This is a genomic window from Desulforhopalus sp., assembly GCA_030247675.1.
GTDB lineage: Bacteria > Desulfobacterota > Desulfobulbia > Desulfobulbales > Desulfocapsaceae > Desulforhopalus_A.
Window position 1 is genome coordinate 112,423 of the sequence record JAOTRX010000012.1, and the last position, 21,495, is coordinate 133,917.

Annotated in this window: 15 protein-coding genes; 9 read left to right on the forward strand and 6 right to left on the reverse strand. The window is 53.8% G+C overall.

The genetic code is table 11. From position 1 onward, the window contains the following. Positions 1-12: 12 nt before the first annotated feature. The 3 genes from OEL83_20545 to OEL83_20555 are packed head-to-tail and all read left to right on the forward strand — an operon-like array spanning position 13 to position 4,945. Positions 13-2,151 (forward strand): glycosyltransferase, encoded by a 2,139-nt coding sequence (locus OEL83_20545; protein ID MDK9709435.1) that lies wholly within the window; start codon positions 13-15, stop codon positions 2,149-2,151. Further along, the gene (locus OEL83_20550; protein ID MDK9709436.1) at positions 2,148-2,993 is read left to right on the forward strand and encodes an HAD-IIB family hydrolase; all 846 of its coding nucleotides are present in this window, start codon (positions 2,148-2,150) and stop codon (positions 2,991-2,993) included. The genes OEL83_20545 and OEL83_20550 overlap by 4 nt, the downstream gene beginning before the upstream one ends. Beyond that, positions 2,993-4,945: an alpha-amylase family glycosyl hydrolase gene (locus OEL83_20555; protein ID MDK9709437.1), complete on the forward strand. Its 1,953-nt coding sequence runs from the start codon at positions 2,993-2,995 to the stop codon at positions 4,943-4,945. Before OEL83_20550 ends, OEL83_20555 begins: the two co-directional genes overlap by 1 nt. 5 nt (positions 4,946-4,950) lie before the next feature. Here OEL83_20555 and OEL83_20560 read toward each other — a convergent pair whose 3' ends face one another. The 5 genes from OEL83_20560 to OEL83_20580 form a co-directional block, all read right to left on the reverse strand. Next, the gene (locus OEL83_20560) at positions 4,951-5,268 is read right to left on the reverse strand and encodes a helix-hairpin-helix domain-containing protein (protein ID MDK9709438.1); all 318 of its coding nucleotides are present in this window, start codon (positions 5,266-5,268) and stop codon (positions 4,951-4,953) included. Positions 5,269-5,526: 258 nt separating this feature from the next. Continuing rightward, the gene (locus OEL83_20565; protein ID MDK9709439.1) at positions 5,527-5,886 is read right to left on the reverse strand and encodes a hypothetical protein; all 360 of its coding nucleotides are present in this window, start codon (positions 5,884-5,886) and stop codon (positions 5,527-5,529) included. Positions 5,887-6,013: 127 nt separating this feature from the next. Further along, positions 6,014-6,331: a multidrug efflux SMR transporter gene (locus tag OEL83_20570; protein ID MDK9709440.1), complete on the reverse strand. Its 318-nt coding sequence runs from the start codon at positions 6,329-6,331 to the stop codon at positions 6,014-6,016. Positions 6,332-6,543: 212 nt separating this feature from the next. Then, positions 6,544-7,443 (reverse strand): PEP-CTERM sorting domain-containing protein, encoded by a 900-nt coding sequence (locus OEL83_20575; protein ID MDK9709441.1) that lies wholly within the window; start codon positions 7,441-7,443, stop codon positions 6,544-6,546. Positions 7,444-8,073: 630 nt separating this feature from the next. Continuing rightward, a complete protein-coding gene (locus OEL83_20580; protein ID MDK9709442.1) occupies positions 8,074-8,499 on the reverse strand; it encodes a hypothetical protein in 426 nt (141 codons plus the stop codon). 670 nt (positions 8,500-9,169) lie between these two features. Here OEL83_20580 and OEL83_20585 point away from each other — a divergent pair. The 4 genes from OEL83_20585 (at position 9,170) to OEL83_20600 (ending at position 15,614) form a co-directional block, all read left to right on the forward strand. Then, complete coding sequence (locus tag OEL83_20585) at positions 9,170-10,141, forward strand: RluA family pseudouridine synthase (GenBank protein MDK9709443.1); 972 nt, start codon at positions 9,170-9,172, stop codon at positions 10,139-10,141. Positions 10,142-10,278: 137 nt separating this feature from the next. Next, entirely contained in the window at positions 10,279-10,815 is a 537-nt protein-coding gene (locus tag OEL83_20590) for a cupin domain-containing protein (protein MDK9709444.1), read from the forward strand. A gap of 24 nt (positions 10,816-10,839) precedes the next feature. Beyond that, positions 10,840-12,105: a DNA repair exonuclease gene (locus OEL83_20595; GenBank protein MDK9709445.1), complete on the forward strand. Its 1,266-nt coding sequence runs from the start codon at positions 10,840-10,842 to the stop codon at positions 12,103-12,105. Beyond that, positions 12,102-15,614 carry an AAA family ATPase gene (locus OEL83_20600; GenBank protein ID MDK9709446.1) on the forward strand — a complete coding sequence of 1,171 codons (3,513 nt, stop codon included), beginning with the start codon at positions 12,102-12,104 and terminating at the stop codon, positions 15,612-15,614. The genes OEL83_20595 and OEL83_20600 overlap by 4 nt, the downstream gene beginning before the upstream one ends. A gap of 20 nt (positions 15,615-15,634) precedes the next feature. On the opposite strand, the gene OEL83_20605 is transcribed toward OEL83_20600, so the two are convergent. Continuing rightward, positions 15,635-19,273, reverse strand: coding sequence for a DUF3683 domain-containing protein (locus OEL83_20605; protein MDK9709447.1), 3,639 nt, complete (start codon positions 19,271-19,273; stop codon positions 15,635-15,637). Between the two features lie 436 nt (positions 19,274-19,709). Between OEL83_20605 and OEL83_20610 the strand changes: the two genes are divergently transcribed. Both OEL83_20610 and OEL83_20615 read left to right on the forward strand, forming a co-directional pair. Further along, positions 19,710-19,925, forward strand: a complete 216-nt coding sequence (locus OEL83_20610; protein ID MDK9709448.1) for a hypothetical protein — start codon at positions 19,710-19,712, stop codon at positions 19,923-19,925. A gap of 38 nt (positions 19,926-19,963) precedes the next feature. Then, positions 19,964-21,481 (forward strand): diguanylate cyclase, encoded by a 1,518-nt coding sequence (locus tag OEL83_20615; protein MDK9709449.1) that lies wholly within the window; start codon positions 19,964-19,966, stop codon positions 21,479-21,481. Positions 21,482-21,495: the final 14 nt, after the last annotated feature.

A 21,495-nucleotide genomic window follows, 5' to 3' on the forward strand; every position in this document is an offset into this window, starting at 1 on the left:
AAACCCTCCCGAATGGATAAGCGATTATTCATCCTGTTGATCAGCGTGCACGGATTAATCAGAGGCAATCGCCTTGAGTTGGGGCGCGATTCCGACACCGGGGGACAAACCAAGTACGTGGTAGAACTCGCCCGCGCTCTTGCCGAGCGTGAAGATGTCGACAAAGTGGTGCTGATGACGCGCCGGGTAGTCGACACTCAGGTCAGCGCCGATTATGCGGTACCCTTCGAACCTCTGTCCGATAAGGCGGCCATTGTCAGGATCGAGTGCGGCGAAGCGAAATATCTGCGCAAGGAACTGCTCTGGGACTCGCTGGAAAATTTCTCGGATAATGCCCTGGCATTTCTCAAGCGCCATGGCCGGGTCCCGGATATCATCCACAGTCATTATGCTGATGCAGGTTATGTCGGCTCACGGATTTCCCATCAGTTGGGGGTTCCATTGGTTCACACTGGCCATTCTCTTGGTCGCAACAAGCTGATGCGGTTGCTCGCCGGTGGTATTAGGTTGAGTGAGATTGAGTCGACTTACCATATATCACAGCGGATAGAGGCGGAAGAAACGACCCTGGCGGTTGCCGACCGGGTCATCACTAGCACCCAGCAGGAGATTGAGCAGCAGTACGGCCTTTATGATTTTTATCAGCCCGAGCGAATGCGCGTGGTCCCCCCAGGAACAGATCTGGACAACTTTTTCCCACCGCGGGGCGATGAGAAAAACAGCGACATTTTTGGTGAGATAAAGAGATTTCTACGCCATCCCAACAAACCTTTGATTCTCGCCCTGTCGCGTCCCGACCCAAGGAAAAATATCTGTGCGTTGGTCGAGGCCTATGGCGAATCTCTCGCCCTACAGCAGGTAGCCAATCTGCTTGTCATTGTCGGTAATCGAAATGATATTCAGGAGATGGAGGATGTTACCCGAACGGTGATCAATGAGTTGCTGCTGGCAGTCGATAAGTATGATCTTTATGGTAAGGTGGCTTATCCAAAACAGCATGGTCCCGAAGAGGTGGCGGTTCTTTATCGCCTGGCTGCTTCCTCCCACGGGGTCTTTGTCAACCCGGCGCTGACAGAACCCTTTGGCCTGACTCTGATTGAGGCCGCTGCCAGTGGTCTGCCCATCGTGGCGACCGAAGACGGTGGGCCAGTCGATATCATTGCCAATTGTCGTAACGGATATCTAATTAACCCGCTGGACAGAGAGACAATGGCCAAGACACTGCTCATGGTATTGACAGATCAGCAGGAATGGCGCCGTTTAGCAAACAACGGGGTTCGCGGGGTGAAAACCCACTATTCATGGCAGGCCCACGTTGACAGATATCTGCAGGTCATCCGTCCCCTGATCGACAAAACCGAGCAGGTCTTTCCGCAAAAGGTGCGAAGGCGGCAAGGCGTCTCCCGGCAACGGGCCATATTCGCCAGTCTTGATCTCAATCTCATTGGTGATCAAGCATCATTGGCGCAGCTGTTGCGGCTCATGCAAGGACAACATAAATCGACCATCTTTGGCATCGCCACCGGTCGGCTGCTGGGTGATGCCATGGCAACCCTAAAGCTCTATTCCATACCCTTACCGGATGTGCTTATCTCCGGCCAGGGGACGGAAATCCACTATGCTCCTGAGTTAACGCCATCGTCAGGATGGGCGAGGCATATTGATCACCTGTGGAGTCCCCAGCGTGTTAAGGAAATCCTCGATGAAATACCGGGTTTGAAAAGACAACCGAAAAGTTACCAGAGTGACTTTAAGATCAGCTATTTCATCAATCCAGCAATGGCAAGTGTCGCTGACATTCGCTCCGCTTTGCTGCGAAACGAGCAAGTCGTGAATACCGTTTTCTCGTTTGGTCAATTTTTCGATGTGCTGCCGGTGCGGGCCTCGAAGGGACTGGCCCTTCGATGGTGTGCCGAGCAGCTGGGCTTTCCCTTGAAGAATACGCTGGTGGCGGGAGTTACCGGGGCCGACGCCGATATGCTGCGCGGCAACACCCTGGCGACGGTGGTGGAAAACCGTCATCTGGCCGAACTGTCCAGCTTGGAGAATATCGACAATATCTATTTTTCCACGAGGGAACATGCTGCGGGCATCCTTGAGGCGATCGACCACTACAGGTTTTTTGATGATACCAGTGAGGTTGTTCCATGAGACGCCTGCTGCTCTGTACCGATCTGGACCGGACGCTGCTTCCTAATGGAGCTGCGCCAGAATCGGCAGGGGCACGCGAATTGTTTACCCAACTTGCCAATCGCGACGATGTCGTCGTTGCCTTTGTGACTGGCAGGCATCTGGCCCTTGTCAAGAAGGCAATTGCCGATTATAGCTTGCCTCTGCCGGAGATTATTGTCGCCGATGTGGGCACAACCATTTACCGGAGCAACAGGGCTGGGTGGCGGCGAATGAAATCCTGGGATCATCTCCTTGACGCCGACTGGCGCGGACTTTCCTGGCGAGACATCGATCGACTGGTAGGGAATATTGCCGGGCTCAGTCGGCAGGAAGAGGCAAAACAAGGGAAATACAAACTGAGTTTCTGCCTGTCTCTTACTATCGATCCCCAACCTGTGCTTTGTTGGCTTGAGACGCGATTGCGTGCCGCACAGATCAATGCTGCCCTGGTATGGAGCATCGATGAAGAAAAGGAAACCGGACTTATCGATTTGATTCCGCAATGTGCTGGGAAGCTTCCGGCTATACGGTTTGTCATGCATCAATACGGATTTTCACTCAAGGGGGTGTTGTTTGCAGGGGATAGCGGCAATGACCTTGATGTGCTGCAGAGCGACATCCCCTCTGTGTTGGTCGCCAATGCCCACCCGGTTGTGAAGCAGCAGGTCACTTCATCCACAGTAGCGAGCCTCCATATTGCCAGCGGCGGGTATCTGGGGATGAATGGCAACTATGCAGCGGGTATCCTGGAAGGAGCAGCCTATTTTTGGCCGGCAATCGATGCCTGGCTGCAACGCGTATATACCGAACAAGGTTCTTGATGTACGAACAAGCCTCCCATGCCCTGCTCAACGAGATTCTCTACGAACTGAAAGATGAAATCGGTAAGTTTCGCCTTCGCCATTTTTACACCCGGCTAGGGGCGAATTTCTACGCCATTCACTCCCTGTTCCGGCTGTTGTATGGCGACCGGAGTGATTTCAAGCAACAGCTGGTCCATCTGGTTGAGACCCTCGCTCTGCGTTATATCGCGCGGCTGCCCCATCTGCGGAAATCCGATCTTGCCCGGGAAAGGAACTACAACTGGTTTCTCAGCCAGAAGTGGGTGGCCATGGCGCTTTATTGCGACCGGTTCGCCGACAACCTGCAGGGTCTGCCCGGCAAACTCCCCTATTTGCAGGAACTGGGAATCAATGTCATCCATATTATGCCGATACTCGACTGCCCCCCGGAAAACAATGACGGAGGCTATGCGGTTCGTGATTTCAGACGAGTCGATCCCCGTTATGGAACCACCGCCGATATCGAGGCCTTGGCATGTTCCCTGCAGAAACGAGATATGCTGTTGGTCCTTGACGTGGTAGTCAACCATACCTCCGACCAGCATGAATGGGCGCAGCGAGCCCGCCGTGGAGAAAAAAAATACCAGGATTATTATTACCTATTCGATGATAGGCAGATGCCGGACAGTTACGAGAATAGTATGCCAGAGGTCTTTCCTATTACCGCTCCCGGCAACTTTACCTGGAACGAGGAGATGGGCAAATGGGTGATGACGGTCTTCAACACCTATCAATGGGATCTCAACTATCGCAATCCGGCGGTATTGATCGAGATGATTGATATAATCCTGTTCTGGGCCAACAAAGGGGCGGATATTCTGCGTCTCGACGCGGTCGCCTTTTTGTGGAAGAAATTGGGTAGTACCTGTCAGAACGAACGAGAGGCCCACCTTCTGCTGCAGCTGATGAAAGATTGCTGCCAGGTGACAGCCCCGGGGGTGTTGTTTATCGCCGAGGCCATCGTCGCCCCGGCGGAAATCGCCAAGTATTTTGGGGAGGATGCGATTAACGCCAAGGAGTGCGAAATCGCCTACAACGCCACCCTCATGTCGCTCCTCTGGGACGCGGTAGCCACCAAGAACAGCCTGTTGCTCAACCGCGGGGTGCGCAATTTGCCGGCCAAGCTGGAGAGGGCAACCTGGTTGAATTATGTCCGCTGCCATGACGACATTGGTCTGGGTTTTGACGACAACGACGCCCGCAACTGTGGCTATGACCCTTTCCAGCACCGGCGCTTTCTCGTCGAGTATTTCACAGGACAATTTCCGGGGTCCCCGGCACGAGGATTGCCTTTCGGTGACAACCCTAAAACCGGCGATACTCGTATTTCTGGGGCACTCGCCTCGTTGGTCGGGTTGGAAACCGCCTTGGAGAATCAGGACGAGGAGGCGATCGATGCGGCGATAAAAACCATCCTATTGCTGCACTCAATGATCCTCGCCTTCGGCGGTGTTCCTTTGTTGTATTATGGTGATGCCATCGGCACCTTGAACAGTCTTGAATACCTTGCTGATCCTTTCAAGGCCAACGACAATAGGTGGATCAATCGTTCGCGGTTTGATTGGCAAAAAGCCGAATGCCGCCATCAAAACGGGACGGTGGAGCAGAAAATATTCAGCGCGTTGAAAAAAATGATCGGGATACGGAAGGAAACGGCAGCATTTGCAGATTTTGACAATCGTCAACTCCTGGCAGTCGACAATCCTCACCTCTTCATTTTTGTTCGGACCGATCCTTTTCATAGCAGGAGCAAGGTTCTGGTGGTCGGCAATTTCAGCGACCAGCCCCAGCCCCTCAGACTTGAGGCTTTGGGTGCCGCCGGTTTGTTCCAACAGGGGCCGATGCGAGACCTTTACACCAATGAAAGAATCGCGATCGTGGATGATGTCCTCGTTATCCAGCCCTTGTCGTTTTTCTGGCTGACCGATTGACTATGTCAGGATAATTGTCCTTTAGTAGATATCGGCTGGGTGAGCAGTCTTTGCTTGCGCTCTGAGGTGTAGCACCACCATGGTTGGGGCGCCTCGCCATTCATGAACCGGGTAATGGAAATAAAGGTGTCGAGAAGGCAGGGGTCGTGGACGGTTTTTGTCAGCTGACAAAGCCGTTGATACATCTCATAGGGGCACATGCCGGTGAGCTGGGCCGGCTGGGTTATGCCCAAGAGTTCGAGGTCTGCTGCAATGGACTTGCCGATATTGGGAAGATCGGTTAGCTGGGCGAGGTGCTGGCGGTTGACTTTTGCCGGGTTCATGCTGGTTTTTTCCTGGGAATCATAGGTGTATCCGCTGCCGGTGCCTGCAGATTTTCGGCTGTGTCTTTCCGCCTTAGTACCTTACTCCAAGTACCTTACTCCAAGAAAGCTACTCTAAAAAACAAGAAAAAGGGGTTGGTAAAACCTTGGTAATCGAGGTACCACCAAGGTACTTATACCCCTCAAGGGGGTACTGAAAAGAGTCCCCTCTGCAGTGGGAGGGGATTATAACACTTGGGTTGCGGGCGTTAGCCCGCCTTAAAATAATTTCCCGCCGATCTTGCCATCGGCAAGGGGAACAATAAACGTCGCCTCGCCGCTATCGGCCTTAGGATATTGAACGCCAAGAATCAAAACTTCGGACATGCAATTGCCGATTTTTCGTGGTTCAAAATTCAAAACTCCCAGCACCTTTTTGCCCTTTATTTCCTCAACGCTGTGTTGGGTAAACCGTCCAACACTTACCCGTTTGCCGTATTTGCCGAAATCGACAGTCAACTTGTATGCCGGTTTTGGTGCTGAAAGCTCTATCTGTACATCGATCACTTGCCCAAGACGGATCTCTAATCTGTCAAAAGATTCTTCTTTGGAAACAAGAGGTTTTATGTCATTGCTCATCAATAACTCCTTTGGCGATACTCAAGGTGTTACGGCCATAATATTGCAAAGGCGCTTCGGTAAAGTGCAGCCAAGATCAAAACAAGCCTCCCTCATAACAGCCGTGATTTCTGCGAAGAGTAAAGTATCAATTGGTCAGTTTCAAGCCGACAATACCGATGACGACCAAAAAGGCCGAAAGAAATCTCAAAAAACTGACGGGATCCTTAAAAAGGAGGATACCCAAGGAAAATGCTCCAACAGCGCCGATACCGGTCCAGATCGCATAGGCAGTTCCTAAGGGAATTTCTCTTTGGGCGAGCCACAGCAAATAGCCACTGATTGCCATCGACAGGACGGAAAATATAAGCCACGGGATGCGATAGTTCGTTACTTGTGAAAGCTTGAAGCCCAAAGGCCATCCGATCTCAAAAATGCCTGCTGCCAAAAGATATACCCAGGCCATGCGTTGTCTCCATCATTTTAATAATAATTTCCGACTCCCGAAGTGCTCAGGGCGGTGCGCAGCGGGCAAAGGAAGGCTGCGAGGCATCGCTTTTTTAAAAAACTCACACACGTGCAGAGGTCGTTGATTGTGAGTAGATGTAATAAAAAAAGGGCAATGCCTTCAACCATAAAAGCATTGCCCACAAAAATCAGAATGTGATGATCGTACTACTAATCCTTTCGTCTTGCCCTCTGCAGTCCGGCGAGGCCAATAAGACCGGCGCCCAAGAGGAGGATGGTCGATGGTTCGGGGACAGGGTCGGATACGGCGGCAAGGATGGCATCGTTGGCGCACCACGGCGTATAGCCGATGGTAAACCCATCATCATATTTGAGTCCATGGGTTTTCAGTGTGGAGAAATCATAGGTGATTGTGTATGCCCACAGCTTATTGCTGCCCGAACCTGACAGGTAGGTACTGGCGAAGTATCCCTGGAAACTTGCATCCATGAGCGAAAGATAATCCGAGTCGATGCCGTCCGGGTGGAACTTTCTGCCGGAGGAATCTTTGGAGACCATTGTATATCCATAGTCCCCGGCGATGAGTTTTCCTTTTGAGTCATATTTGGGAAGGGTCGGTAGAAATTCATCATCTACGGCATACAGACCTTTGCCGGGAATATCTCCGACGATATCAGTCTTTGCGCCCCGTACGATACCATCAGTTTCCGAGGAAATGGTGTTGGTATGTACGAAGTAGTCCCATGTTTGATCCCAATTGGTCTTGGTGACATCGGTATAGTTGGTATTAATGAAAAGACTGTCCCAGCGGATAATTACATCTTGTTCGGCAAGTGCGGACTTGCCCTTGGTAGGAGCAATATTGAGCACGATTTTTTGCAGCAGATGAGCATTGCTGTCATAGGTGACATCCATGCTGTTGATGGTAGGATTGCCAATTACATCCCCCTGCGATGCGTTGACACTATTGTAATAACCGGGCCACTCCTTCACCATGCCGGGTATATTATAAACATCGTCAAAACGCACCGTCTGGCTCTCTGCGTTTTGAGTCGAGGCGAGCATGGTGGTAATAATAAATCCTACTATTTTAATTGGTTTTGTGTGCATGTATCTTTCCAGAAAAAATTGAAAAACCTCATCCTATGCAGTTATGCAAGTACCGGACACGTAATCTTTGCGCAGAATTTGCAGATTGTATGCCAGATATCAAATGATGACTGTCAAAGTATAATTATCTTGTGTTTTCTAGCCCTTTGATGAAAACCAGTGAGGGTAACTGCAAAATGTGTGGGAATTTTTTGCGGTTGGGGGATTTTTGCGCAAAAGAGGTTCTGTCGAAAAAGTAGAAAAGATTCTTCGGGAAGGTGATTGAAGGGTGGCTTTGTCAATTACAAAAATGTATTTAGACCTGTAGGTGGTCCGAAGAGAGGCCGAAGGAGGCAGTCTGAGAGGTGTACTCACGTAAACCGGGGAAGGTGTTCTATCAGCTCGTTATCGCGGCATTTGGGCATACTCATCTCTCAGCCCAGGTTTTCAAGCGTTTAAGCGGCGTAGCGCTCGGGTTCGGAGGTGAGCTTGCCTCGAGCATCTTTCGCTAACTATTCATCGGGATTGGCTTTTAGGCAACGGCGCAGGGGTAGCCATGTGGCCAACTCGTATCTGTCCCTGCCGTCCTGGTCAACTAGAACCCTTTCCACCATCGGCGACACCAAGTTCTTTAGATACGGCACCGCCTGGTTAGTTGTTAACTTTCCTTGTTTCGACGTGTTTTAGCCCGGCAATATATCCATCGGCCCTTTCTTGTGCGAGGTTGCTTTCTGATTCAGTAGAGCCTGTTTGTGCACAATATGGAGAAAGATAGTCTGTTTTTCCTGGAAGATTTGCAGCTAAAGGGACAAGCCATTTCGGGTCAGAAAAGTCGTTGAATAACATTTCTAATGAGAAGCCCTCCGGCTTACTTGTAATCCGTTCAAGTGTTGCTCCGGAAGCATCGCACTTGATTTTATACAACTCAAACAATGTTACAACACCTTCAAAACTACGATTGAAACTCTCTCTGTCACGCCATAATCCATCTGAACTTTGGAAGGTGACGCTGGTTCCAGCTGTAATAGCTAAAAACATCATCAATAGAGTGTAAAGAAAGGAGAAAAGTAAAGACATAATGACAATCCAATGTTCAGTAGAAGGTTGCGTTCAGTTTAAGCGTTGCCCTGCAACCCTCTGAAATCTTTGTGTTGTTTACCTTGGTGGAGCTTTTTTATAGGTAATTTCCCCGGAAGTTTCAGAAATGCAAGTCTCAGAAATTCAGGATTTCGTTTAACATCCACTGTTTTGGCCAATAATATTATACCAATATTTCGTACTTGTTTCTAATCTCGAATCATTGTTCCAGCATTTGATTTGCTGAGGAGGTAACTCTTTAAAATTTTAGAGATAGCGTGATTGCGGCAGCAGAGTAAATGCGGTAAAGCAATGTACCACCGGATTCGGTCGGCCATAGCTTGTACCGCAGTTTTGTGGTCAAGTTGCCGGAAGATATGATAAAGATTCGTATGATTCAGGGAATTCCTAGACATTCCGGCGTGAAGATCGGGGTAATATGTCCATGTCATACCACAAGGGTATGTGTTTCGTTTGAACGGGCAAGCAGCTCAATTCAGCTGAGACACCGGATATTTCAGGGCTGGAAAACCTGCCGGATCAGCTTGATGTGCTGTACCGATCTGCGGACACAAAATCGTTCTGCTATCTGTCAAGGACTGGCAAGGTTCGGCTTTGCCAATGATCTTTAACCACATATTTCAGGAGCGGGCCTTGCACCGTACCTTCATTGCGCTACCAACTGACATGTACTAAGGACGACGGCGAGGGGCGGCTTGACCGCTATCTCCACGGCAAGATCGGGGACCTTAGCCGGGGAGCCCTGCGCAAGATCATTGAACTGGGCGGGGTACATCTGGCAGGGCGGCGCTGCCATAAGTGCGGTGCTACCGTAGCGGTGGGCGCCAGGGTCGAGGTCTATCTGGATGGCGGCCCGCTCGACCCGTTCCGTCTGAGCGAAGGGAATTTCCTCTTTGTCGACAGGTATCTCGCAGTCATCAATAAACCAGCTGGGGTCGAGACCCAATCGACCCCGGCCCGCTATCGCGGTACCCTCTATGAAGCCTTGTTAGTCAGGCTTCGGCAGGATATGGGCTTGGGGCGGGACCCGGAGATCGGTATGCCCCAGCGGCTCGACCGTGATACAAGCGGGATCATTGTCTTTTCCATCCACCCCTCGGCGCACAAGGAATTAACCCGGCAGATAAGCGAGCGGCTGGCCCGAAAAGAGTATCTGGCCATAATTTCCGGTTGTCCGCAAGAAGAGCGGGGGCGATTCCACTCCTTTCTGAGGCGTGACCGGAATACCGGCCGGGTGCAATCCTGCGGGCAGGGCGGGCAGGAGGCGATTACCGATTACACGGTGCTGGCGGGTGGCGACGGCCTGAGCCTGGTGCATGTACTGCTGCATACTGGCCGCACCCACCAGATCCGCGCCCATTTCGCCGAGGCCGGGCACCCCCTGGCCGGAGACCGTCCCTACGGCGGCCCGGTTGAGCTTGGCGGCCGGGTCTTTCCCCGCCAATGCCTGCATTCATGGCGGCTCTCCCTGGTTCACCCTCATTCCGGCAAGCAGATGTCCTGGACGGCGCCGCTGCCCGAAGACATGACCTTTCTCGGTGCACCTGATCCGGCAAGGATCCCGAGTGAAATCGACAGCGAGCGGATCATCCTTGCCGGAAAAGGTTATAGCGATTCATGATGATCGTTTTTTGCAGTTATCTCAAGCATTGTATGATGTTACTCTGATTCTAATTATTTCTTAGCCTTGAATTTTGAAGGTATTGGGGTTTAATAAGTGGGTCCGTATCTTTCAACTCCAAAAACTTGGGAATCGTCATGAACAAAAGAGCCCAAACGCTCATCTCGGCACTGGAACTTTCTCCGCATCCGGAGGGAGGATATTATAAAGAGGTATACCGGTCGGCAGTCACGGTCCATTCGCCCCTTGCCGGAGAAGGCCGCAATGCCGTGACCGATATCTATTTCCTGCTACTGGCTGGGCAGGTGAGCCGGTTTCATCGTGTGCTGCACGATGAGATTTGGCACTTCTACGAGGGTGCCCCCTTGATCTTGATTGATATTGCCGCGGTGGATCTGCAGTTGCGTGAGGTGGGCCTTGGCGGGGGCGGCATGCCGGACGATCGCGCTAAGTTGAGCAGCTCGGCTGCTGGTACGCAAGGTAGGCCAATGCAATTTAAGCATTGTGTCCAGGGCGGTAACTGGCAGGCGGCGTACAGTACCGGCGAATATTCCCTGGTCGGCTGTACGGTGGCCCCCGGGTTTGCCTTTAGTGACTTCACCTTCTTGGCCGACGACATAGCGTTGCAGGAAGCAATTATAACAAAATATCCGGATGTTAAGCGTCTCCTCTAGGCTAAGCAGCTGTTCTGGTACGATATGCAGAGCTTGAAGTTTATCCATACCGCCGATATTCATCTCGACAGTCCGCTGCGGGGACTTGAGGCCCATGATGACGCGCCGCTTGCCGAAATTCGCGGGGCGACGCGGCGGGCCTTTGAAGCCCTGATCGATCTGGCCATAGACGAGGCGGTAGCCTTTATTCTCATTGCCGGCGATCTCTTCGACGGTGACTGGAAGGATTACAACACCGGTCTGTATTTTGCCGGTCGGATGGGCCGGTTGGCGAAGGCCGGAATCAAGGTTTTTATTATTGCCGGAAACCACGATGCCGCAAGCCAGATCACCAAGACCTTGCCCTGGCCGGAAAATGTCTTCGTTTTCCAGGCCAGGCAGGCTGATTCAGCAAGGCTTGCTGAGCTTGGCATTGTTATCCACGGTCAGAGTTATGCTACTCGCGCCGTAACCGGCAATTTGGTCGCTCAATATCCCGAACGGGAACCGGGTGTATTCAATATCGGCCTGTTACACACCTCGCTGACCGGCCGTGAGGGCCATGAGGCCTATGCGCCTTGCACGGTTGCCGAATTGCAGGGCAAAGGATACGATTATTGGGCCCTCGGCCATGTCCATCGCCGGGAAATCGTTGCCAGTGAACCATGGATCGTTTTTCCGGGAAACCTGCAAGGCCGTCATATAAAAGAAGAAGGGTCAAAAGGCGCCACCCTGGTACGTGTTGAAGACGGCCGTGTCGTCGAGGTACAGGAGCGGCCACTGGATGTGCTTCGCTGGACGCTGTGCCGGGTGGATCTGTCTGACTGCGACAGTATGGAAGGGGTGTATCTTGCCGTACGGCAGGGCTTCATCCGGGAGCGTGACCGGGCCGATGGCCGAGCCCTGGCCCTGCGCCTGGTTCTGACCGGAGATTGCCAGGTTCATGGCCGGCTTCTTGCCAGAACTGCTGAATTGACCGCGGAGTTTAGGGGGATTGCCGTAGGCCTTGGCGATATCTGGCTGGAGCAGGTACGGTTTGCTACCCGCCGGAAAGCTGAGCTGGCTGAATACCTTGACGGAGATTCACCGCTTGCAGTTCTTCTTAAAGAGGTTCAGCGGCTCGAACTGGGAGGGGGCTCCCTCCTCAGCATAGTTCCGGAGCTGGCGGTTCTGAAAAGCAAACTGCCCGCCGAGGTTGGCAGCGACGACGATAGTTTTTTCCAGCCCTCCCAGGAAAAACTTGCCGAATTGACGAACGAAGTCCGAGAGCTGTTGATTGCCAGACTCCTCCTGCAGGGTGACGGCTTATGAGAATCACTCGCCTGGATTTGCGAGCAGTCGGCCCATTCACCGGCCGGTGTCTGGAATTTTCCACCGAGGCGCCTGGCCTGCATCTTGTCTTTGGGCCGAACGAGGCCGGCAAGAGCAGCTCATTGCGGGCCTTAAAGGCCCTGTTGTTCGGTTTTCCGCAGCAGACTCCTGATAATTTTCTCCACAGCTACGATCAACTCGTTGTCGCCGGCTGCCTACGCAACAGCACTGGCCAGGAACTGTCTTTTCAAAGACGGAAAAGACGTTTGGGTGATCTCCTGGATATGGCAGGAAATCCTCTTGACCCAGCAGGCCTGGCACCTTTTTTACATGGACTTGATGCGTCGTTATTTGCAGGTCTCTACGGAATTGACCATGATGCCCTGGTGCGCGGTGGCGAGGAAATACTCGCCCGGAAAGGTGAGGCAGGGCAAACCCTCTTTGCCGCCGGGGCCGGCTTGTCCTCTATTGCTGAGGTTATTGGCCAACTGGAAAAGGAAGCGGGTGATCTTTTCAAGGCAACAGGACAGCTGCCGGCAATCAATGGCGCAGTGCGGCAGTTCAAGGATCTGCAGAAAGAGGCCCGAAGCGCTGGTCTCTCGGTCAAGGACTGGAAGGAACATCATAATGCCCTGGAGACGGCCTTAGCGGCGCGCAAGGAGCTGGAAGGGCAGCGGGATCATAATAGCGCCGAACTCCATCGCCTGGAGCGTTTGCGCCAGGTTGTGGCCGAGTTGGCAGCCCTGCAGGCGAGTGCGGCACACCTGCATGATCTTGGGGAGGTGGCGCTCCTGACACCGGACTTCAATGAAAGATATCAGCAGGTAAGCCGGGAACTACGGGAGGGTGAGCAACGCTTGCAGCGTGATTCTGAACGTTTGGAAAAACTCCTGGAAAGGCGTTCGGCCGTGGCTGTCAACACCCTGCTGCTCCGCCATGCCGGGAAGGTGGATGATTTTCACCAGCGTCTCGGCGAATACAACAAGGGCCGAAAGGACCGGCCTGAACGAAACGGAATGCGTATCAGCCTGCGCAGCGAGGCGGGCCGTTTGCTGCAGCAGGTCCGTCCGGATTTGTCCCTTGAAAAAGTTGAGGTATTGCGGCCGGTGCTTGCCAAAAAGCGGATGGTGCAGGCGCTGGCAGCGCATTATGAGGCCATGCACCAGCAGCTGGTCGTTGCCGAAAGACAGGGCAGGGTCGCCAATGAGGAATACCGGCAGGTTGAGGCAGGTCTTGCTGCCCTGCCCCAGCCGATCGATACTGGTCTGCTGCTCCTGGCGATACGGGCCGCCCAGAAGGCCGGCGATCTTGACGGCCAGCTGGCCAAGACCTCGAGCGGTCTTTCTTTGCAGAGGCAGGAGTGCCGTGCCGATCTGCAACGGATCGGCCTCTGGAAGGGCGATCTGGCCGGACTCGTCGAACTCGCCTTGCCCCTTCCGGTGACGGTCCAGCGGTTTGAAAAAGACTTTGGCGAAATCGATGAGGCAAGACGTGAGCTGGCAACGGTCCGCCGGGGCCTGGAAAAGGAATTGCCACAGATTCAGGCGGAAATCAAAAAAGTCGATTACGCTGGCGACCTTCCTCGCGAGGAAGAGCTGAGCCGCAGTCGTGCCGAGCGCGATCGGGGGTGGCGGCTATTGCGTAGACAGTGGCTGAATGGGGAAGATGTCAGCCACGAAAGCAACGCCTATGCAGGGGAGAAGCCACTTGCCGAGGTGTACGAGGGATATATCGGCGTAGCGGATACCATTTCTGATCGGTTGCGTCGTGAGGCTGATCGAGTGGCCGGGGCGGCGGCCCTGCGCGCTCGGGCCGAGGCCCTGCAAGTAGCCCTCGAATCCAATAGCAGGGATGTACAAGCCCTTGAGCTTCGAGCCGATACATTGACGGTGATGTGGCGGGACAGTTGGCTGGCAAGCGGCATCCTGCCGCTGTCGCCGAGGGAGATGAGCGCCTGGTTGGCGGAGATTGAAACCGTCCGTTTTAAACTTGCTGATCTTGGCAAAAAAGAAAATCAATTCCACTTGGAATGGCAAACCAGAAAAGGGCTTGGAGACAATCTGCGGAAGGCCCTCGCGGCAATCGGCGCAACTGGTCCGGCAGGTGAGGAGCTTGCACCGCTGCTGACTGCCGGCGAAAATATCCTGACACGACTGACCGATCAGGAAAAGAAACGGGACTCCCTGCGGGAAAGATGCGAGAAGGCGGCTCGTGGCTGGCAACAGGCGGAGGACGACCTGGCCCGGGCCCGGGATGCCTTGACCCGGTGGCAGGAGCAATGGCGGAAGGCCCTGGCCGGGCTCGACCTGGCGGGTGAGGTGTCGAGCCTTGAGGCGGTTGACATGCTGGAGACCCTGCAGAGCTGTTTTGACAAGTTGAAGGAGGCGGATGATCTGCAAAAACGCATTGATGGTATTGACCGTGATGCCGGTCTGCTAGCTTTGGATGTGGGGAATCTGGTGAGTGCTGTTGCCCCGGAACTGGCTGACTTGCCCCTTGACCAGGCGATACTCCAACTGCGGATCCTGCTGGGCAAGGCCCAGAAAGACGATGCCTTGAATACCGAACTTGCCAAGGATATCCGTGGCTTACAGGAAGAAATTGAATTAACCAAGAACACCCTGAACTACGCCAAGGAGCAGATGACCGAACTGCTCCGCCTTGCCGATTGCCGGAATCCTGACGATCTGCCGGCGGTAATGGACAAGTTCGCCGAATATCAGCGTTTGCGGGAGAAGATCGTTCATCATGAAGAAAATCTCGCCAAGATCGGCGCCGGTGTGCCGCTTACAGAACTTGCTGTTCAGGCGGCAGCGGTAAATATCGACGAAGTTCCAAGTATGATCGAGGCGCTGAACAGGGACACCAGGGAGGTGCTCAATCCCGAGATCAACCGCTTGTCTCAGATCGTTGGCGAAGAAAGCTCCAGGCTTCTGGCGATGGACGGCGGGGCCCGGGCGGCAGACCTGGCCGAGGCCATGGAACGGGAACTGGCGTTGATTCGCAGGCTTACGAGCAGATATATCCTGGTGAAACTGGCGGCAAAGGTCCTGCAGCAGGCCATTGAACGGTACCGTGAGGAGCATCAGGATCCGGTTCTCAAAATCGCTGCCGGCTACTTCAGCAAACTGACCCTCGGTTCCTTCGCCGGTCTACGAACCGATGTCGATGACGCCGGACAGCCGGTCCTGGTTGGCGTGCGCGACAACGGCTTGCGCCTCACCGTCGATAAAATGAGCTCTGGTACCCGTGATCAGATGTTTCTCGCCCTGCGCCTTGCAAGCCTGGAGTGGCGGTGGCAAACCGAGGAACCGATGCCATTTATCATTGATGACATTCTTATCAACTTCGATGATCTTCGGGCCCGGGCATGCCTTGAGATCCTTGCCGGGCTGGGCGAAAAGAATCAGGTAATTCTCTTCACCCATCATCGGCGTATCGTCGAAGAGTCGAAACTGCTGGCGGGGCAGGAATGCATTCAAATTCACGAACTTTGTCCTGCCGCCTAGCGCCTAGCCTGGCCCCTCTATCAAAAAGTAACCTTCTCCGCTCTTGCCACCAGCCGGGTAAATTCCTCCATCCAACTTGGCCCGCCCAGGGTCTCGGCGAGGAGAACCGCGATATGTTGCGGGTTGACGCCCATCTCGCGGTTGCGGCCAAGACCGGACAGGCAGGACGGGCAATTGGTGGCGATGATCGTGGCGGTGCTGCCGGCCTGGGCCTTGGCGATCGATTCCCGCTTGCGTTCAAGCATGGCATAGGCGATGTCCGGCCGGGACACCGCCAGGGTGCCCGCCTCGGAGCAGCAGTTGGCCACTCCCGTGACCTTGCCGTACAGTTGACCAAGGAGGTGCGCTCCCCCGCCGTCGAGGGAATCGTGGCAGGGGGTATGGTACAATACCGACTCCGCGCTCTTGCCGGCAAACCGGCCATTGGCCTGTGCCATGACGAACTGTGAGACATCGGTCATGGCACAGCCGAATATCTCATTGGCGCCCATCTCATGCAGGGCCTCGCGGCAGGTACCGCAACTGACCAGAAAGGCGTCGAAGACCAGGTGGCCGAGCATATCCCTGATCTGCGAGAGGATGATCGTGTCGCGCAGGCTGCTGACCGCAGCCATCTTTTTCTTGGCATTGACCTTGGCCGGGAAACCGCAGCATTGGTTGAGCGGTGGGATAATGACCCGGGTATTGCTTTTGGCCAGCAGATAGATAGCGGCGGTGGCGATATCGGCATACAGTCGTTCCGAGCCGCAGCCGGGGAAGTAGAAGACGGTTTTCTCAACCGGCCCATCCGGATTGATCATCAGCGCCTCACGCTCGGAAAAATACGGCAGTCTCGCCTCAAGGCTGGTGGTTGACGGCGGCATCATCGGCGACTTGAACATATTGAGGAAACGCCAGCCCTTGTCGGTAATCGCCGGAGGCGCCTTTTTATAGGCCTCGGCGGCCAGGCGCTGGGCGGCGCTGCCCCATTGCAGAACTGCTTTACGGAAGACCTTGTTGAAGGTTCTGTTCCTGATTTTCAGGTAGTACAGCGACATCAAGGTGGCCGGAGCGGTATGTTTGTAGCCGAGATCGCTGAGAATCTCGCGCTCAAGCAGGGAAACCTCGGCAGTGTCGATATCGACCGGGCAGGGTGCCAGACATTTTCGGCACATGGTGCAATGATCGGCGATTTCTTCGAGGTTTTTCAGCTGGTTGAAACGCGGCAGGTGGGAGCGTTGCATATCGTAGAGAAGGGCCTCGATCAGTGAGCCGATGACCATGTTCTTGTTGCGGGGATGCATGAAGATATTGCTGCCCGGATGGTAGACGCAGCATACCGGCATGCATTTGCCGCAGCGGATACAGGTGGAGATCATCGACGACAGCTTGGCGAGGGAGCCGTATTGCAGGATCTTCGCCTCCAGCTCAAGGAGGTTGAACGACGGGGTGTAGACCTTGTCGATGATTGCCGGATCGTTGAGCATCCCCGGATTCATGATGCCCTGTGGGTCGACCTCCTGGCGATAGCGGCGCAGCTCCTCCAGGCGAGAGGCATCAAGAAACTTCATCTTGGTGATGCCGATGCCGTGTTCACCGCTCACGACTCCGCCCAATTCGACTGCCTTGGCCATGATGTCCTCGGCGGTCTTCTCGGCCCGTTTCATCATGGTTCGGTCGTTGGAGAAGACCGGGATATTGACGTGGATATTACCGTCGCCGGCGTGCATGTGGGTGGCGATGATGATCCGCCTGGAGCGCACCTCGCCGTAGATCGTCTCGATCATGCCGCTGACCTTGCTGTAGCCGCTGAGGAGCTCCAGCAGGTCGGCCCGCAGTTTCTTGATATCGACCTCGCGGCGCATGGTCTCCTTGTTGCGGAGCTTCAGGGCCTCGATGGTCTCCCGGCACATGTCGTTAGCTTTGGGAATCTTTGCCTCAAGCCAGTCCGGATCTTCAATAGGTTCGGCGGTTTCCAGGTAGTCGACGATGCGGTGAATGACCTCAATCTTGTTGTGGATATCCTCTTCCAGGTTGTAGCCGTCGACAAAGCGGGCGAACTCGGCAAGTGCCGGCAGGGGCAGGACGATATCTTCATTGAGTTTGAAGGCGTTGGTCCTGGCGGCGATTGCCCCGAGGCGTTTGCGGTCGCGCCAGAAACGGGTGGCCTCATCGGCATCCTGGGCGGTGAATAGCTCGGTGTTCTTGTGGGGCAACATGAGCCTTTCCAGGCGCTCCTTGCCGCGCAGCACCTGGGCGCTGGTATGGCCGACCATGTCGATGAGCAGCACCGCCTTTGGTTGTTCGCTTCTGGCCGCCTTGAATTTGTATTTAATCGCCCGGATATATTCCTCGTCAAAGTGCTCAAGGGCCATCAAGGCCTCTTCGCCCTGATTGACGAACTCCTCGGAGATCTCGACAATTACCCGGCTCGCTTCATCCATGTCTTCGCCGAAGAACTCCAGACAGAAGGTGATCTTCTTTTCGTAGGCCTTGTGCAGCACGAACTCGCCGGAGGTGATGATGCCGTCGGTACCTTCCTTTTGAAAACCGGGCAGACCTTTCAGGGCCTTGTTGGTGATATCCTTCCATAGGCCTTTCTTGCGAATTTCGGTACCTTTCAGGAAGACCTCGCGGAGAACCCGCCCGCTTGGTTCAAGAACCTGGAAGTGGACATCGTCGTCGGGCAGGATCTTGCGCATCGGATGGTTGACACGCCGCACCGTCAGAAGGCCACGGCCGGGCATGGCGATGGTGTAAGCGAGGATATTGTCGATGGCGGTGCCCCAGAGGACGGCGGTCTTGCCACCGGCATTTTCGGCGATATTGCCCCCGATGGTCGAGGCCCAGGCGCTGGTAGGGTCGGTGGCGAAGACCAGGTTTTCCTTGGCAGCATGGGCCATGGCGTCAGCGGTGACGACGCCGGCCTCAACCTTCAGCACCGGCACCTTTACCCCCTGACCGAGATGGGGGAAGTCGTGATAGGCTATGTCATGGATCTTCGTCAGCTTTTCGGTGTTGAAGATGACGCAGTTGCGGGTCACCGGCACGCTGCCGCCGGTAAGGCCCGTGCCGCCGCCCCGGGGAATAATCTTCAGCCCAAGTTCGGCGACCCCCTGCATCAACCCCGGCACCTGCTCTTCGATAGAGGGGCGCAATACCGCCAGTGGCAGGAAGAGCCGCCAGTCGGTGGCATCGGTGGCGTGACTGATAAGAGTGAAAGGATCGAACCGGACGTTTTCCTTGCCGATGACTGCCCCGAGCTTTTTCTGCATACTGGCGCGCATGGCCGGGGCCTCAAGGATTTCCTGCTTGAGCTCGGTCAGACGTTCACGGCAGAGGGTGACGAGGCGAAGGACCTTGGAACTGCGTTCGACGCCGACCCTGCCGATACGGGCGGCCTCTTCGATGATCGATAAATCTTCACCGGCGGTAGCGAAAAACCGCTGGCGCTTGCTTGGCAGGTCAATCAACTCCTGAAAAAGAAAGGGGTTGCGTCTGAGGATGAAGAGGTCACCCATGAAACGCATGACCAGCCGGGCCGATCTGCCGGTAATCCGCTGGCTGCGCAGCTCCTCGATATCTTCCCAGACCTCTGGGCCGAAGAGATGGTTGATGATCTGCTTGTCGTCTGCCGATGTGAAATTATAGGGGATTTCGCGATAGTCTTTTGTGTTCATGATTGGGCCTGAATGAAATATGTGGGGGCCTTGCCCCGGGTTCGAGTGAGTTCTGTGCTATAATGCGGAAATCTTGCGAAAATACCGTATTGGCAAAACGGCTTTGCTGTCGAGTTCCTCGCCCTTGGCAAGGAACAGTACCTTGCCGGATGCCTTCCAGCCGTGGTGCGCGATGCCTGGGGAGAGGGGAGAACTGCCAAGGTACTAAAAAAGATCGGAATACGCTATGGCCTTTTCGCTCTTTTGACCGTGCTTTTGTGTCTCCTCGTTGGCAACTGCTTCCTGGTTTTTTTATTACCCTGCCAAAATTAGTACTGAATCGCCGGCTATTGGGTGTACAATTGTCGTCATTCTCAACCTAGGGTTTCGTCACATCGACAATAAGCTTTTAGGCGATTGTTTGCCGGCAATTTGTTAACATATTGGGGAGACGGGAATGATGCGGTCTGCAGTGGGCGGTCTGCTTTTACTCTGTATTGTAACACTTGGTGGTTGCCAGGCATTTTACGAGGGCTTTAAAATGGGACGATCCGAGGATTGCTACCGTTTGGCGTATCCTGAGCAGGAACAGTGTCTGCAACAGGTTGCCGGCAGTTATGACGAATATGAAAAGGAAAGAATGGTACGGCAAGGGAAGAAGGACTTGCCGTAATCCGTGGTTTTTCTCAGGTATAGCAGTGCTCAGGCGTTATGAAGCGATTTTTCCCCGCACATATCGGTGTTTTTCTGGCTGCTCGAAGGAATATCTTTGCTGATAGCGAGGCGGAAAGTCGCTTTCTGCGATTTACGGTCATTTGCTGCATTGGTTTTCTGGTTATGATCGCCTTCGGTGTTCATAACTATATGCGGGGGCAATATGTCATCTGCCAGCTACTGTTCCTTTCGGCATTCTGCCAAAGCTGCGGCTGGCTCCTGCTTTTTCATGGCCGGATGGAAAAACTCGTCTATCGTGGCAACTGTCTCATTTTTTGCCTGATTCTTGGCTATTTGACCTTTCTTGGCGGTGAGGATCATTCGGTGATCTTCTGGCTGAGTACCGCACCGCTTATTATCTTTATGGTTCTGGGCAGTACTGAAGGGCTGGTTTGGGTATCCAGCCTGTGGCTTGCCCTCGCCGGCTATTTTTCTTTTTCAATTTATCTGCATGGTGCACATATCTATCCGTTTCCATTCGTAATTCGCTTCCTGGTTTCTTTTTCCGTTATCTTCATTTGCGCTTACTTTTATGAGGAGTTTCGTCAGAAATCCAGGACTCATCTGGAAGAGAAAAATACCCTCTTGCAGGCGGAGATTGCTGAACGATTGCGGATTGAGAAATCCTTGCGTGAAAGTGAGGAGAGATATCGGGCGATATATCTGCACGCCGCCGAGGGAATCCTTCTGATTAGTTTTGGTGGAAAGATAGTCGAATGCAATCCGCAGATTCTTCAGATACTTGGCTACCTAGAGGTGAGCCTGATCGGCCGGAACATTTTCACCTTATTTCATCCCGATGACTTGCAAAGAGTACCGTCACAGCTCGATAAATTGCGTGCCGGGGAAATCGTATTTGTCGAGCGGCATCTGCGAACCGCGGCGGGGACCTACCTGCTGTTTGAGCAAAGCGGCAAAAAAATTAATGATGATCTGATCATTCTCCTTTATAGGGATATCACCGAAAGAAAAATTGCCGAGATGGCTTTGGAGCGGGCCAACCAGGCCTTGGATCAATTGGCCCATATAGACGGTTTGACGCAGGTTGCCAATCGGCGCAAATTCGATCAGGTTTTGCAAAGCGAGTGGCAAAGAACCAGGAGGGAAGGAAAGGTTTTGGGGGTAGTCCTCGGCGATATTGATTTCTTTAAACAGTTTAATGATATATACGGGCATCAGACGGGAGATGACTGTCTGCGAAGTGTTGCTCAGGTGCTTTCCAGACAGATCCGTCGCCCCGCTGATCTCGTTGCCCGGTACGGCGGTGAAGAGTTTGTTATGCTCCTTCCCGACACCAGCTACGAAGGCTGCCAGCAGATTGCCGAAAAGGCTCGAAAGGAAATCGAAGTACTCCGTATACCCCATTCAGGCTCGACAGTTCAACCGGTAGTAACTATGAGTTTTGGTGTAGCAGCTGGAACGGCAAATGATATGGAAAAGCCAGCGGACTTGGTCGAAACGGCCGATAAAGCCCTATACCGGGCTAAAAATGCCGGACGGAACCGGGTCTGCTGATTACAGTCCATAAA